Annotated in this window: 13 protein-coding genes; 9 read left to right on the top strand and 4 right to left on the bottom strand. The window is 72.3% G+C overall.

Features of this window, described 5'->3' with window-relative positions; genetic code table 11:
• Window position 1 precedes the first annotated feature (1 nt).
• Window positions 2-1,945, top strand: a complete 1,944-nt coding sequence (gene uvrC / locus D2L64_RS18115; RefSeq protein ID WP_119578107.1) for an excinuclease ABC subunit UvrC — start codon at window positions 2-4, stop codon at window positions 1,943-1,945.
• A 240-nt stretch (window positions 1,946-2,185) separates the two neighbouring features.
• On the opposite strand, the gene recQ is transcribed toward uvrC, so the two are convergent.
• Window positions 2,186-4,069 (bottom strand): DNA helicase RecQ, encoded by a 1,884-nt coding sequence (gene recQ / locus D2L64_RS18110; RefSeq protein WP_119578106.1) that lies wholly within the window; start codon window positions 4,067-4,069, stop codon window positions 2,186-2,188.
• A 27-nt stretch (window positions 4,070-4,096) separates the two neighbouring features.
• Window positions 4,097-4,747 carry a hypothetical protein gene (locus tag D2L64_RS18105; protein ID WP_119578105.1) on the bottom strand — a complete coding sequence of 217 codons (651 nt, stop codon included), beginning with the start codon at window positions 4,745-4,747 and terminating at the stop codon, window positions 4,097-4,099.
• A gap of 236 nt (window positions 4,748-4,983) precedes the next feature.
• Here D2L64_RS18105 and rapZ point away from each other — a divergent pair, with 236 nt between their 5' ends.
• The 8 genes from rapZ to D2L64_RS18065 all read left to right on the top strand — a co-directional run bounded on the left by rapZ (window position 4,984) and on the right by D2L64_RS18065 (window position 12,035).
• A complete protein-coding gene (rapZ, locus tag D2L64_RS18100) occupies window positions 4,984-5,853 on the top strand; it encodes an RNase adapter RapZ (protein WP_119578189.1) in 870 nt (289 codons plus the stop codon).
• Window positions 5,850-6,818, top strand: a complete 969-nt coding sequence (locus D2L64_RS18095) for a gluconeogenesis factor YvcK family protein (RefSeq protein ID WP_119578104.1) — start codon at window positions 5,850-5,852, stop codon at window positions 6,816-6,818. The genes rapZ and D2L64_RS18095 overlap by 4 nt, the downstream gene beginning before the upstream one ends.
• Window positions 6,819-6,872: 54 nt before the next feature.
• The gene (whiA, locus tag D2L64_RS18090) at window positions 6,873-7,853 is read left to right on the top strand and encodes a DNA-binding protein WhiA (protein WP_119578103.1); all 981 of its coding nucleotides are present in this window, start codon (window positions 6,873-6,875) and stop codon (window positions 7,851-7,853) included.
• Between the two features lie 327 nt (window positions 7,854-8,180).
• Window positions 8,181-9,185 (top strand): type I glyceraldehyde-3-phosphate dehydrogenase, encoded by a 1,005-nt coding sequence (gene gap / locus D2L64_RS18085; RefSeq protein ID WP_119578102.1) that lies wholly within the window; start codon window positions 8,181-8,183, stop codon window positions 9,183-9,185.
• On the top strand, window positions 9,182-10,411 hold the full coding sequence (locus D2L64_RS18080; RefSeq protein ID WP_233559013.1) for a phosphoglycerate kinase: 1,230 nt from the start codon (window positions 9,182-9,184) through the stop codon (window positions 10,409-10,411). Before gap ends, D2L64_RS18080 begins: the two co-directional genes overlap by 4 nt.
• Complete coding sequence (gene tpiA, locus D2L64_RS18075; RefSeq protein WP_119578101.1) at window positions 10,411-11,202, top strand: triose-phosphate isomerase; 792 nt, start codon at window positions 10,411-10,413, stop codon at window positions 11,200-11,202. Before D2L64_RS18080 ends, tpiA begins: the two co-directional genes overlap by 1 nt.
• 95 nt (window positions 11,203-11,297) lie before the next feature.
• Window positions 11,298-11,552 (top strand): preprotein translocase subunit SecG, encoded by a 255-nt coding sequence (gene secG, locus D2L64_RS18070; protein WP_119578100.1) that lies wholly within the window; start codon window positions 11,298-11,300, stop codon window positions 11,550-11,552.
• A 138-nt stretch (window positions 11,553-11,690) separates the two neighbouring features.
• Window positions 11,691-12,035, top strand: a complete 345-nt coding sequence (locus tag D2L64_RS18065; RefSeq protein WP_119578099.1) for an RNA polymerase-binding protein RbpA — start codon at window positions 11,691-11,693, stop codon at window positions 12,033-12,035.
• Between the two features lie 33 nt (window positions 12,036-12,068).
• Here the strand turns inward: D2L64_RS18065 and pgl are convergent, their stop codons facing one another.
• Both pgl and D2L64_RS18055 read right to left on the bottom strand, forming a co-directional pair.
• On the bottom strand, window positions 12,069-12,833 hold the full coding sequence (pgl, locus tag D2L64_RS18060; RefSeq protein WP_119578098.1) for a 6-phosphogluconolactonase: 765 nt from the start codon (window positions 12,831-12,833) through the stop codon (window positions 12,069-12,071).
• A 48-nt stretch (window positions 12,834-12,881) separates the two neighbouring features.
• Window positions 12,882-13,898, bottom strand: coding sequence for a glucose-6-phosphate dehydrogenase assembly protein OpcA (locus D2L64_RS18055; protein ID WP_119578097.1), 1,017 nt, complete (start codon window positions 13,896-13,898; stop codon window positions 12,882-12,884).
• Window positions 13,899-13,922 lie beyond the last annotated feature (24 nt).

Raw genomic sequence — 13,922 nt, 5'->3', positions numbered from 1 at the left:
TGTGGCTGATCCGTCGACCTACCGTCCCGCCCCCGGCACCATCCCGGAATCGCCGGGGGTCTACCGGTTCCGCGACGGCACCGGTCGGGTGATCTACGTCGGCAAGGCGAAGAACCTGCGCAGCCGGCTCAACTCCTACTTCGCCGACCTGCTCGGGCTGCACGAGCGGACCCGGCAGATGGTCACCACCGCCGAGACGGTCGACTGGGTGACCGTCGGCACCGAGGTCGAGGCGCTCCAGCTCGAATACACCTGGATCAAGCAGTACGACCCGCGGTTCAACGTCCGCTATCGCGACGACAAGTCCTACCCCTACCTGGCGGTCACCCTCGACGAGGAGTACCCGCGGCTACAGGTGATGCGTGGCGCCAAGCGCAAGGGGGTGCGCTACTTCGGGCCGTACTCGCACGCCTGGGCGATCCGCGAGACGCTCGACCTGCTGCTGCGGGTCTTCCCGGCGCGGACCTGCTCCGCCGGGGTGTTCAAGCGGGCCGGTCAGGTCGGCCGGCCCTGCCTGCTCGGCTACATCGGCAAGTGCTCCGCGCCGTGCGTGGGCAGCGTCACCGCCCAGCGGCACCGCGAGATCGTCGACGGGTTCTGCGACTTCATGGCCGGGCGCACCGACACCATGGTGCGCCGACTGGAACGCGAGATGGCCGAGGCCAGCGCGGAGCTGGAGTTCGAGCGGGCGGCCCGGTTGCGCGACGACGTCGCCGCGCTGCGCCGGGCGATGGAGAAGCAGACCGTGGTGCTCGGCGACGGTACCGACGCCGACGTGGTGGCCTTCGCCGACGACCCGCTCGAAGCCGCGGTGCAGGTGTTCCACGTCCGGGGCGGCCGGGTGCGCGGCCAGCGCGGCTGGGTGGTGGAGAAGACCGAGGAGCTGACCACCGGTGACCTGGTGCACCACTTCTGCACCCAGGTCTACGGCGGCGAGCACGGCGAGGCCGACGTGCCCCGCGAACTACTGGTGCCGGAGCTGCCCGCCGACGCCGAGGCGCTGACCGACTGGCTGGCCACCCACCGGGGCAGCCGGGTGACCCTGCGGGTGCCGCAGCGGGGCGACAAGCGAGCCCTGCTGGAGACGGTGGAACGCAACGCGAAGGACGCCCTGGCTCGGCACAAGCTCAAGCGGGCCGGTGACCTGACCACCCGGAGCAAGGCGCTGGACGAGATCAGCGAGGCGCTCGGCATGCGCACCGTGCCGCTGCGCATCGAGTGTTTCGACGTGTCGCAGATCCAGGGCACCGATGTGGTGGCCAGCATGGTCGTCTTCGAGGACGGCTTGCCCCGCAAGAGCGAGTACCGTCGGTTCGTGGTCCGCGGTGCCACCGACGACCTCTCCGCGATGTCCGAGGTGCTGCGTCGCCGCTTTGCCCGCTACCTCGACGCGCGCGCCGAGACGGGCGAGCTCGGCGAGGAGACCGCCGCCGATCCGGACCGCCCCGGCATCGACCCGAGCACCGGGCGACCCCGGAAGTTCGCGTACCCGCCGCAGTTGGTGGTGGTCGATGGTGGAGCGCCGCAGGTGGCCGCCGCCGCGCAGGCCCTCGCCGAGCTGGGCATCGACGACGTGGCGCTGTGCGGGCTGGCCAAGCGACTGGAGGAGGTGTGGCTGCCCGACGACGAGTTCCCGATCATCCTGCCGCGCACCTCCGAGGGGCTCTACCTGCTGCAACGGGTACGCGACGAGGCACACCGTTTTGCCATCACCTTCCACCGTCAGCGCCGCTCCAAGCGGATGACCGCCTCCGCGCTGGACAACATCCCCGGGCTGGGCGAGATCCGTCGCAAGGCGTTGCTGCGCCACTTCGGTTCCCTCAAGCGGCTCTCCGCCGCCAGCGTGGAGGAGATCACCGAGGTCCCCGGCATCGGCCCGCAGACCGCCGGGTCCATCCTCGCCGCCCTGAACGGCGATGACACGCCGTCGGCCCCGGCCCCTTGAGTGGCCGGTGTGCGCGGGTGACGGCGGTCGGGTGACGGCGGTCGGGTGACGGCGAGGGCGCCGAGCCGCGCCTCGCGGGCCGGATCGCCTCGGACCGGTGGCACCTTGTGTGCTGGTCGTGATTTCACACAGCAATATTTATTTCGGTGTGAAATCACGACCATCGAAGGTACCGCTTCTGGCCCTGCTCGCCGCGACACCACTCGATCCTGGACCGAGCGTGCCCCGGGCCGGGCGGACTCAGTCGGCCTCGGCGAGCTCGGTGAGGAGCTGCTCGCCGTACTTGGCCAGCTTGTTCTCGCCGACGCCGCTGATCCGGGACAACTCGGCCAGGGAGGACGGGGCGTCGGCGGCGATCTGGCGCAGCGTCGCGTCGTGGAAGATGACGTACGCGGGCACGCCCTGCTCCTTCGCGGTCGCCGCCCGCCAGGCGCGCAGCCGCTCGAAGGTGCCGGCCGCCTCCGCGGAGAGTTCGGCGACCACGGTGGCCGCGCCCCGGGGCTTGGCGGTGCGGCCCGCCCGGCCCGCTTGGCCCGCTTGGCCCGCTTGGGCTTGGCGGGCCGGCTCGCGGCGCAGCATCACGGTACGGCGCTTGCCGAGCACCTCCGCACTGGCGTCGGTGAGCGCCAGCGTGCCGTAGTCGCCCTCGACGGCCAGCAGTCCCTCGGCGAGCAGCTGCCGCACCACCCCCCGCCACTCCGCTTCGCTCAGCTCCGCCCCGATGCCGAACACGGTCAGCGAGTCGTGCCGGAACTGGGTGATCTTGTCGGTGTTGCGGCCCAGCAGGATGTCGATGCAGTGCCCGGCGCCGAACCGCTGGTTGCGTTCGCGGTCCAGCCGGAAGACCGTGGAGAGCAGCTTCTGTGCGGCGACCGTGCCGTCCCACGACTCGGGTGGTTCCAGGCAGGTGTCACAGTTGCCGCAGGTGCCGTCCAAGAGCTGGCCGAAGTAGTCGAGCAGCTGCACCCGGCGGCAGCGGACCGTCTCGCACAGGGCCAGCATCGCGTCGAGATGGGCGGCGAGGTTACGCCGGTGCGCCAGGTCGCCCTCCGACGTGTCGATCATCCGGCGCTGCTGCACGACGTCCTGCAACCCGTACGCCAGCCAGGCGGTCGACGGCAGCCCGTCCCGACCCGCGCGGCCGGTTTCCTGGTAGTAGCCCTCGACCGACTTGGGCAGGTCGAGGTGGGCGACGAACCGGACATCCGGCTTGTCGACGCCCATCCCGAAGGCGATGGTCGCCACCATCACCACCCCGTCGGCGCGCAGGAAGCGCTGCTGGTTGGCGGCGCGGGTCGCCGCGTCCAACCCGGCGTGGTACGGCAGCGCGTCGATGCCGGCGGCGACCAGGAACTCGGCGGTCTTCTCCACCGAGGCGCGGGACAGGCAGTAGACGATGCCCGCCTCGCCCGGGTGCTCGTCGCGCAGCAGCGCGAGCAGTTGCTTGCGGGGCTCCCGCTTCGGCACGATCCGGTACTGGATGTTGGGCCGGTCGAAGCTTGCCACGAAGTGCCGGGCTTCGGTCAGGTTGAGCCGGGTGGCGATCTCCGACCGGGTGGCGCCGGTCGCCGTCGCGGTCAGCGCGATCCGAGGTACGCCCGGCCAGCGCTCGTGCAACATCGACAGGTTGAGGTAGTCCGGGCGGAAGTCGTGGCCCCACTGCGACACGCAGTGCGCCTCGTCGATGGCGAACAGCCCGATCCGGCCCCGGTCGAGCAGGCTCAGCGTGGCCCGGCTGGCCAGCGCCTCCGGTGCGAGGTAGAGCAGGTCGATCTCGCCGGCCACGAACTGCGCCTCGACCAGCCGGCGGGTGCCCGGGTCCAGGGTGGAGTTGAGGAAGCCGGCCCGGACCCCGACGGCGGTCAACGCGTCCACCTGGTCCTGCATCAACGCGATCAGCGGAGAGATCACCACCGCGACGCCGTCGCGGACCAGTGCCGGAATCTGATAGCACAGCGACTTACCGCCACCGGTGGGCATCAGCACCAGCGCGTCCCCGCCAGCCACCACGTGCTCGATGACCTCACGCTGGAAACCACGGAAGGCGTCGTACCCGAAGACCCGCCGCAGCGTTTCCAGCGCCGCGCTGTCGTCGCCGGTCCGCACGTCGCTGGGGGAGAGCATCAGTGGATTCTACGAGCCGCCGCGCGGTCACCCGCCGGTGGTGACCGGCACCCGTTTGGCCCAGCGGATCTCGCCGTCGGCGCCGACCCGACAGAACGCCACCACCAGGTGCGACGGGTCGGTCAGCGGCTCGGCGCCGACGCCCATCCGGAAGAGGGCGACCAGGCTGCCCGCGGCGGTCGCCCGGGTACCCACCGCGCCGAGGTTGTCGGGGGCGGTGAGCGAGTCACTGGACCAGGGCCGGGCGGCGGTGCCGGCGAGCCAGTCGTACCGCTGGGCCAGCACCTCGTACGCGCCGGCCCAGTTGAAGCCGGTACTGCCGGCGGCGTCCCAACCGCTGTGCGGGCGGATCACCCGCGCCGGGTCGGTCCGGGTGTCCAGCAGGATCACCTGGTACGAGCCCTGCTGGCCGGGCCCGGACCAGCTCAGTCGCAGCAACACCGACTGGTTGCCCGGTTCGCCGGTGACGGCGGCGCCGTCCCGCCAGCCGTGCGCGGCGGTCAGGTCGGCCACCTGGCCGGGCGCGGGTAGCAGTGCCTCGGCGGTGACCGCCACGGCCGCCTCGCTGCGTTCCCAGTCGCGTTCCTGTTCCCGGAGGCGGTCCACCGTGGCCAGTACGGCGACCGTGGCCGCCACGAGTGCCACCACCCAGCGCAGCCGTGCGCCGTGCCTGCCCATGGCCGGAGGATAGTCGCGCCGGCCGCCGCGCGCCGTCAACCAGCCGACAAACCGGGCGGCACGGGGCCGACAGGCGAGGGGGCGGATCCCGACCGGGTGGGGTACGGCGAGCTAGAGTCGCTCTCTGACCATGCCGGGTCGACCATCGACCACGGCGCCACCGCTTGGGGGTTGATTGGGTGGGCGAGGCGCACACGACCGGCCACCGCGCCGGTGCCGGCGAGCGATCCGCGCCGGTGGGGGAGACGGACACCACACTGGTCGTGGTCACCGGCCTGTCCGGTGGCGGACGCAGCACGGTCGCCCGGGCGCTGGAGAACGTGGGCTTCTACGTGGTGGACAACCTGCCGCAGGCGCTGCTGCTGGAGATGGCCGAGCTGGCGGTGAAGGCCGGCGGGGCGGCTCGGCGGACCGCGATGGTGCTGGACGTACGCTCCCGGGCGTTCTCCACCGACCTGGCCGAGGCGATCCGGGAACTCAAGGAACGCGGCTACGCGCCCCGGGTGGTCTTCGTCGACGCCGACGACGAGGTGTTGATCCGCCGGTTCGAGAGCGTGCGGCGCTCGCATCCGCTACAGGGCGAGGGGCGGCTCGCCGACGGCATCGCGGTCGAACGGGGCCTGCTGGAGGAGGCCCGCGACCAGGCCGACGTGATCATCGACACCAGCCACCTGAACGTCAACCAGCTGCGCCGCCGCATCGAGGAGCTGTTCGGCGGTGAGGACGCCCGCAAGCTTCGGCTGACCGTGATCTCCTTCGGCTTCAAGTACGGCCTGCCGCCGGACGCCGACTTCGTGCTCGACGCCCGCTTCCTGCCCAACCCGTACTGGGTGCCCGAACTGCGGGAACACACCGGTCGGGAGGAGGCGGTAAGCGCGTACGTGCTGGGGCAGGAGGGCGCCGACACCTTCGTCTCGGCGTACGCGGACCTGGTCGGCGCCACCACCGCCGGCTTCGAACGGGAGGGCAAGCGGTACCTCACCGTGGCGGTCGGCTGCACCGGCGGCAAGCACCGCAGCGTGGCCATCGCCGAGGAGTTGGCGGCCCGGCTGCGCCGCGCCGGGCTGGCCGCCAACGCCCAGCATCGGGACCTGGGGCGGGAATGACGATCCGGGTGGTGGCCTTCGGCGGCGGGCACGGACTGTCCGCGTCGTTACGGGCGTTGCGTCGCTGCGCCCCTGAACTTGATCTCGACATCACCGCGGTGGTGACCGTCGGTGACGACGGTGGTTCCAGTGGGCGGCTACGCGCCCAGCGTGGTGGGCTGCCCCCCGGTGACCTGCGGCAGGCGTTGGTCGCGCTGGCCGGGGACCATCCCGCCACCCGACGCAGCGCGGGGCTGTTCCAGCACCGTTTCGCCGAACTGGGCGCCGCCGGTGGTGACGCGCTGGCCGGGCACGCGGTGGGCAACCTGGTGCTGTGCGGGCTGATGGAGCTGTTCGGCGATCCGGTGGCCGCACTGGAACACGCCGGGGCGATGCTCGGCTCGGTCGGCCGGGTGCTGCCGATGTCCTGCCAGCCGGTGGACATCGAGGCCCAGGTGCGGGGGGCGGATCCGAACCGGCCCGACGAGACGTGCACCGTACGCGGCCAGCACCAGGTCGCGGTCACCACCGGCCGGGTCGAGTCGCTGCGGCTCACCCCGCAGGCGCCGGCGGCCTGCCCCGAGGCGGTGGCGGCGATCGACGCCGCCGACTGGTTGATCTTCGGGCCGGGCAGCTGGTACACCAGCGTGCTGCCGCACCTACTGGTGCCGCAGCTGGCCACGGCGATCCTGGCCAGCCCGGCCCGGCGCCTGGTCACTCTCAACCTGGCCGCCGAGAAGGAGACCCTCGGACTCTCCGTCGCCGACCACCTGGCGGCGTTGCGCTGGTACCTGCCGGAGTTGACGGTGGACTTCGTGCTCGCCGACGCCAAGGCGGTCGGTGACCCCGAACCCGTCGACCGTGCGGCAGAATCGCTGGGAGCCCGGCTGGTCCTCGCTCCCGTCGCGGTCCACGACGGCACTCCCCGTCATGATCCGGCCGCCCTGGGCGCCGCACTGGTGCCCGTACTGGGCGCCGATCGTTAGACACGTACGTAATCTCCGGCGACACGCCGGAACCGGTCCGTGAGGGGACGCACAATGGCGATGACGGCTGCGGTCAAGGACGAGCTGAGTCGGGTCGACGTGCCCAAGCCCTGCTGCCGGCGGGCGGAGATGGCGGCGCTGCTGCGGTTCGCCGGTGGGCTGCACATCGTCTCCGGCCGGGTGGTGGTGGAGGCGGAACTCGACACCGGTGCGGTGGCCCGCCGGCTGCGGCGGGAGATCGCCGAGGTCTACGGCTACCCGAGTGAGATCCACGTGCTCGCCTCCGGTGGGCTGCGCAAGGGCAGCCACTTCATCGTCCGGGTGGTCAAGGACGGCGAGGCGCTCGCCCGGCAGACCGGCCTGCTGGACGTCCGGGGCCGCCCGGTCCGGGGCCTGCCGCCGCACGTGGTGGCCGCCAGTGTGTGCTGCGCGGTTTCCGCCTGGCGGGGCGCGTTCATGGCGCACGGCTCGCTGACCGAGCCGGGCCGCTCCAGTGCGTTGGAGATCACCTGCCCGGGCCCCGAGTCGGCGTTGGCCCTGGTCGGCGCGGCCCGCCGGATCGGCATCACCGCGAAGAACCGCGAGGTACGCGGCGTGGATCGGGTGGTGGTCAAGGACGGCGACGCGATCGCCGCGCTGCTCACCCGGATCGGCGCCCACGCCAGCGTGCTGGCCTGGGAGGAACGCCGGGTACGCCGGGAGGTGCGCGCCACCGCCAACCGGCTGGCGAACTTCGACGACGCGAACCTGCGCCGCTCGGCGCGGGCGGCGGTCGCCGCGGCGGCCCGGGTCACCCGGGCGCTGGAGATCCTCGCCGACGACGCGCCGAACCACCTGACCTCGGCCGGTCAGCTGCGGTTGGAGCACCGGCAGGCGTCGCTTGAGGAGTTGGGCGCGCTGGCCGACCCGCCGCTGACCAAGGACGCCATCGCCGGCCGGATCCGCCGGTTGCTGGCGTTGGCCGACAAGCGGGCGCGGGATCTGGGCATTCCGGATACCGAAGCGGCCGTCACGCCCGACATGCTCGTGGTCTGATAGGACGGTAGGTCGTCCCGGCGCGGGCGGTCCGCCGGAGGCCGGCGGTGCGTGCCGCCGGGGCGGTGCGGCGTCCGCGTGGCGTGGGAGGGCAACCACCCGACGCAGCGCGGGTCGGCGCGCTCGGATATGGTCGCTGCGTACGGCAAGGGGGCCGGAACCGGCGCTCCCGCCGCACCCACCGCCTCGGGCGGTCAGGTCCCTCCGGGACCGCGGCGGGGTGGCCGAGATGAATCGTCAACGGCCGGCTCCAACGGTCGGCGCACACCGCTTCGCCGGCCGGGGGTCTCCACGCCGGCGGACCACAAACGCGAGGAGATGGGACCTGTGACCATCCGGGTTGGCATCAACGGCTTCGGCCGGATCGGCCGTAACTTCTTCCGGGCAGTGCTGGCGTCCGGCGCGGACGTCGAGATCGTTGCGGTCAACGACCTCACCGACAACGGCACGCTCGCCCACCTTGTCAAGTACGACAGCATCCTGGGCCGCCTCCCGCACGAGGTGAAGGCGACCGCCGACGAGATCACCGTGGGCGGCAAGAGCATCAAGGCGTTCGCCGAGCGGGACCCGGCGGCGCTGCCGTGGGGCGAGGTCGGCGCGGACGTGGTCATCGAGTCCACCGGCTTCTTCACCGACGCCACCAAGGCCAAGGCGCACCTCGACGGCGGGGCCAAGAAGGTCATCATCTCGGCGCCGGCCAAGAACGAGGACGTCACCGTGGTGATGGGCGTCAACGAGGGCTCGTACGACCCGGCCAAGCACAACATCATCTCGAACGCCTCCTGCACCACCAACTGCCTCGCGCCGATGGCGAAGGTGCTGCACGACACGTTCGGCATCCAGCAGGGTCTGATGACCACCATCCACGCGTACACCCAGGACCAGAACCTGCAGGACGCGCCGCACTCCGACCTGCGTCGGGCCCGCGCCGCCGCGCTGAACATCGTGCCGACCTCGACCGGTGCGGCGAAGGCCATCGGCCTGGTGCTGCCGGACCTGAAGGGCAAGCTCGACGGGTACGCGCTGCGGGTGCCGATCCCCACCGGCTCCGCCACCGACCTCACCGTCACCGTCGGTCGGGAGACCACGGTGGACGAGGTCAACGCCGCGCTGAAGGCCGCCGCCGAGGGCCCGCTGCGGGGCATCCTGACCTACAACGAGGACCCGATCGTCTCCGCCGACATCGTCACCGACCCGGCGTCCTGCATCTTCGACGCGCCGCTGACCAAGGTCATCGGCAACCAGGTCAAGGTCGTCGGTTGGTACGACAACGAGTGGGGCTACTCCAACCGCCTCGTCGACCTGGTCAAGCTGGTCGGTCAGTCGCTGTGAGTGCGAGCATCCGTACCCTCGACGATCTGCTCGCCGAGGGGGTGTCGGGTCGGCGCGTGCTGGTGCGCGCCGACCTGAACGTCCCGCTCGACAAGCAGACCGGTGCGATCACGGACGACGGCCGCATCCGCGCGGTCCTGCCGACCCTGGGGGCGCTCACCGAGGCCGGCGCCAAGGTGGTCGTCTGCTCGCACCTGGGCCGGCCGAAGGGCGAGCCGGATCCGCAGTTCAGCCTCAACCCGGTGGCCGGTCGGCTCGGTGAGCTGCTCGGCACGCCGGTGCACTTCGCCTCCGACACGGTCGGCGAGTCGGCCCAGGCGGTCGTCGCGGCGTTGGCCGACGGCGAGGTCGCGCTGCTGGAGAACCTGCGCTTCAACAAGGGTGAGACCAGCAAGGACGACGCCGAGCGGGGGGCCTTCGCCGACCAGCTCGCGGCGTTCGGTGACGCGTACGTCGACGATGCCTTCGGCGCCGTGCACCGCAAGCACGCCAGCGTGTACGACGTGCCGGCGCGGCTGCCGCACGTCGCCGGTCGCCTGGTGCTGCGCGAGGTGGAGGTGCTCTCCACGCTCACCGGCGACCCGGAGCGGCCGTACGTGGTGGTGCTCGGCGGTTCCAAGGTCTCCGACAAGCTCGCAGTGATCGAGGCGCTGCTGCCCACGGTCGACCGGCTGCTCATCGGCGGCGGCATGTGCTTCACCTTCCTCAAGGCCCAGGGCCACGAGGTGGGCACCTCGCTGCTGGAGAAGGACATGGTCGAGACCTGCCGCAACCTGCTGGAGCGCGCCGACGGCAAGATCATGCTCCCGGTCGACGTGGTGGCCGCGGACGCCTTCGCCCCGGACGCCGCGCACGACGTGGTGCCGGCCGACGGCATCCCCAGCCACCGGGTCGGGCTCGACATCGGCCCGGAGACGGTGGCCGGCTTCGCGGCCGCGCTGCGCGGTTCGGCGGCCGGCGGCACGGCCAACGCGCGGACGATCTTCTGGAACGGCCCGATGGGCGTGTTCGAGATGGCGGCGTTCGCCAACGGCACCCGGGGGGTCGCCGAGGCGATCGCCGAGTCCGACGCGTTCAGCGTGGTCGGGGGCGGTGACTCGGCCGCGGCGGTGCGGGCCCTGGGCCTGGACGAGAAGTCCTTCGGGCACATCTCCACCGGCGGCGGCGCCTCCCTGGAGTACCTGGAGGGCAAGACCCTCCCCGGCATCGCGGCCCTGGAGAACTGATGGCGAGCGTTACCCGCCGGCCGCTGATGGCCGGCAACTGGAAGATGAACCTCAACCACCTCGAGGCCAACCTGCTGGTGCAGAAGCTGGCGGCCAGCCTCACCGAGAAGCAGCTCACCGAGGTGGAGGCGGTCGTCCTGCCGCCCTTCACCGACCTGCGTACGGTGCAGACCGTGGTGGAGGGGGACAAGCTGCTGATCGGCTACGGGGCGCAGGACCTCTCCGCGCACGCCTCGGGCGCCTACACCGGTGAGATCTCCGGTGCGATGCTGGCGAAGCTGGGCTGCACGTACGTGGTGGTCGGGCACTCCGAGCGGCGGGAATACCACCGCGAGGACGACGCGCTGGTGGGCGCGAAGGTGCAGGCCGCGCTGACCAACGGGCTGACCCCGATCCTCTGCGTGGGCGAGGGGCTGGACGTGCGGGAGCAGGGCGGGCAGGTCGCGCACTGCACCGAGCAGCTCGACGCGGCCCTCAAGGGGCTGACCGCCGAGCAGGTGACCAAGGTCGTGGTGGCCTACGAGCCGGTCTGGGCGATCGGCACCGGCAAGACCGCCACCCCCGAGGACGCCCAGGAGGTGTGCGGCGCGGTGCGGTCCCGGCTGGCCGAGACCTTCGACCAGGGCACCGCGGACCAGGTCCGGGTCCTCTACGGTGGTTCGGTGAAGTCGTCCAACATCGCGGCGATCATGGCCCAGCCGGACGTGGACGGTGCCCTGATCGGCGGCGCCAGTCTGGACGCCGAGGAGTTCGCGAAGATCTGCCGGTTCCCGGAGCACATCACCGGCTGATCGCTCGCTATCCTTGACTCCGCCCGTCCGCCGGTCGGTGCCGCCGTGCCCGAACTGCCCGGGCGAGGATCGTAACGAGAGGACTGACCCCCGCCATGCCGATCTGGTTCGCCTACACGTTGATCGTGTTGCTGGTCATCACGAGCTTCTTGCTCGTCCTGCTGATTCTGCTGCACCGGGGCAAGGGTGGTGGGTTGTCCAGCATGTTCGGCGGTGGCGTCAGCTCCAGCCTGGCCGGCTCGTCAGTGGCTGAGAAGAACCTGGACCGCTACACCGTTCTGGTGGGCATCGTCTGGTTCGCCTGCATCGTCGGGCTCGGCCTCTGGATCCGGCTCCAGGTGGGCGTCTGAGCAGGCCCCGTACGTCGTACAATCTGCGCGCGGTCCGTCACCCGACGGGCCGCGCGCAGTCCGTTTCACCCGCTGCACCGCGTCGCCCGCCGGCCACCCCTCCGACGGCGGTCCCCTTCGACGACAGGAGCGAGCGCCGTGTCGAACGGCAACGTCATCCGGGGCGCCCGGGTCGGGTCAGCACCTCCGCGCCATCCCGAACGCCACCGGCCGGTCCCGTGCCGGTCGGTCAGCTACTGGTGCCGCAACGGGCACCGCACCGACATCCGGATCGCCGCCGACGTGGCGGCCCCGACCGCGTGGGACTGCACCCGCTGTGGGCTGCCCGCCGGTCCGGACGCGCAGGATCCGCCGGGCGGCGCCCGGCCCGAGCCGTACAAGACCCATCTGGCGTACGTGAAGGAGCGGCGTACCGACGCCGAGGGTGCGGCGATCCTCGCCGAGGCCCTCGCCGCGTTGCGGGACCGACGCGGCCGACCCTGATCCCGCCGTCCGCCCGCCGCTCTGCGGCCGCGTCTACCGCAGGCTGCGGAAGCGGGCGGGGACGGAGGCCGCGGCGGCGCGGTCGAGCAGCCAGAGGGTACGGCCGGTGCCGTGTACCCCGGCCGCCGGAATCTGCACCGGGCCGGCGCCGGCCAGCGCCATGCCGACCGCGTGGGCCTTGTCGGCGCCGCCGGCGACCAGCCACACCTCCTCGGCGGTGTTGATCGTCGGCAGGGTGAGGGTGATCCGTACCGGCGGCGGCTTGGGGCTGCCCCGGACCGCGCTGACCGGCCGGTTCTCGTAGTGCACCGGGTGTTCCGGGAAGACCGAGGCGACGTGGCCGTCCTCGCCGACGCCGAGCATCAGCACGTCGAAGTGGGGGAGCGCGGCGGTGCCCGGCCGGGCCGCCCGGGCCAACTCGGCGGCGTACCGGGCGGCGGCCTCCTCCGGGTCGGCGCCGCCGTCGGAGGCCGGCATCGGATGGATCCGGTCCGGGTCGACCGGTACCGCGTCGAGCAGCGCGGCCCGGGCCTGGGTCTCGTTGCGCTCCGGGTCACCGGCGGGCAGGAACCGTTCGTCGCCCCACCAGACGTCGACCCGCGACCAGTCGACCGCGTCCCGTGCCGGCAACGCGGCCACCGCGCGGTAGACCGCCGCCGCGATCCGTCCGCCGGTCAGTACCACCGACGCCTGGCCGCGGGCGGCCTGCGCGTCGAGCAGCCGTACCACCAGCCGGGCCGCGACCGCCTGCGCCAGCAGGTCGGCGTCGGCGTGTACGGCGACACTCGCCTCACTCATGGTGTCCTTCCGCGACCGCGGGGCGGTCGGTGTCGTGCTGCTGGGGGGTCAGGAACCGGTGTTCGTGCTGGCGTGGGCGGTGACGCCCGCCTCGGCGCGCTCGGCGGTGGCCGGATCCTTCCAGACGTGCACCCGTTGGCCGGGGCGGCGGTCCAGGTTGGTCAGCCCGGCGAAGGCACCGAGCGCGTCGGCGTACACCGGGTCGGGGCCGAGCCGGCGCAACTCCTCGGCCAGTTCGTCGCCGAGCGGCCGGCGTACCAGCGGCAGCATCCGATCCTCCTGGCCGGTACGCCGGAAGACCGCCATGCTGTCGTCCCTGGTCAGCGTCAGCTCGTCGCCGTTGGCGCAACGTAGCTGCACCTCGCGCATCCGGGGGAACTCCTTGGCCCGCTCCCAGCGTGGCTTGATGCCCAGTCGGCTGCGCAACCAGCCCCGCATCAGCGCGGCGGTCGGGTCGGTCGGTGGTGCGACGACGGCGGCGTCGGTGAGCTGTGCCTCGGTGGTGTCGAACGCGCCCGCGACCAGGGTCCGCCACGGGGTGATCCGGGTCCAGGCGAGGTCGGTGTCGCCGGGGGCGTAGTCGCGGGCCCGCTGACGCAGCGCGTCGATCGGGTCGGTCGCCTGGGCGGCGTCGGTGATCCGCCGGTCGGCGACCACGCCGAGGAAGTCCGTGGCGATCTCCGCCGGTGGTTCGCCGTGCCACCAGGTGACCACGGGTACGTCCGGCACCAGCAGCGGCATCACCACCGATTCGGCGTGCAGCGCCAGCCGGCCGTACATCCGCATCACCACCGCCTCGCACGGGCCCAACCGCCCGCCGACGACGATCTCCGCGTCCAGCCGGCTGCGGTCCCGCTCGACGTCGGAGCGGACCACCACCAGCAGCCGGCACGGGTGTGCGGCGGCGGCGATGGTGGCCGCCGCCTCCGCCTCGCGGACCCGCTTCTCGTCCACCACCACGATCAGGGTCAGGGCCATGCCGCTGGCCACGCCGCCGGCGCTGCGCCGCTCGGCGGCCAGTGCCTTGACCACCTCGTTGCCGGTGGTGTCCCACAATCCGATCAACGGAGCCTCCTGGTTCGCTCGTGG

Source organism: Micromonospora radicis (assembly GCF_003583405.1).
Classification (GTDB): domain Bacteria; phylum Actinomycetota; class Actinomycetes; order Mycobacteriales; family Micromonosporaceae; genus Micromonospora; species Micromonospora radicis.
The sequence above is the reverse complement of the archived record's forward strand: the minus strand, read 5'-3'. Positions and strand labels throughout refer to the sequence as shown.

Coding starts and splice junctions, on each gene's coding strand:
- recQ (WP_119578106.1), bottom strand. CDS start 4,069: ATGCTCTCCCCCAGCGACGTGCGGACCGGCGACGACAGCGCGGCGCTG.
- D2L64_RS18105 (WP_119578105.1), bottom strand. CDS start 4,747: ATGGGCAGGCACGGCGCACGGCTGCGCTGGGTGGTGGCACTCGTGGCG.
- D2L64_RS18095 (WP_119578104.1), top strand. CDS start 5,850: ATGACGATCCGGGTGGTGGCCTTCGGCGGCGGGCACGGACTGTCCGCG.
- whiA (WP_119578103.1), top strand. CDS start 6,873: ATGGCGATGACGGCTGCGGTCAAGGACGAGCTGAGTCGGGTCGACGTG.
- tpiA (WP_119578101.1), top strand. CDS start 10,411: ATGGCGAGCGTTACCCGCCGGCCGCTGATGGCCGGCAACTGGAAGATG.
- secG (WP_119578100.1), top strand. CDS start 11,298: ATGCCGATCTGGTTCGCCTACACGTTGATCGTGTTGCTGGTCATCACG.
- pgl (WP_119578098.1), bottom strand. CDS start 12,833: ATGAGTGAGGCGAGTGTCGCCGTACACGCCGACGCCGACCTGCTGGCG.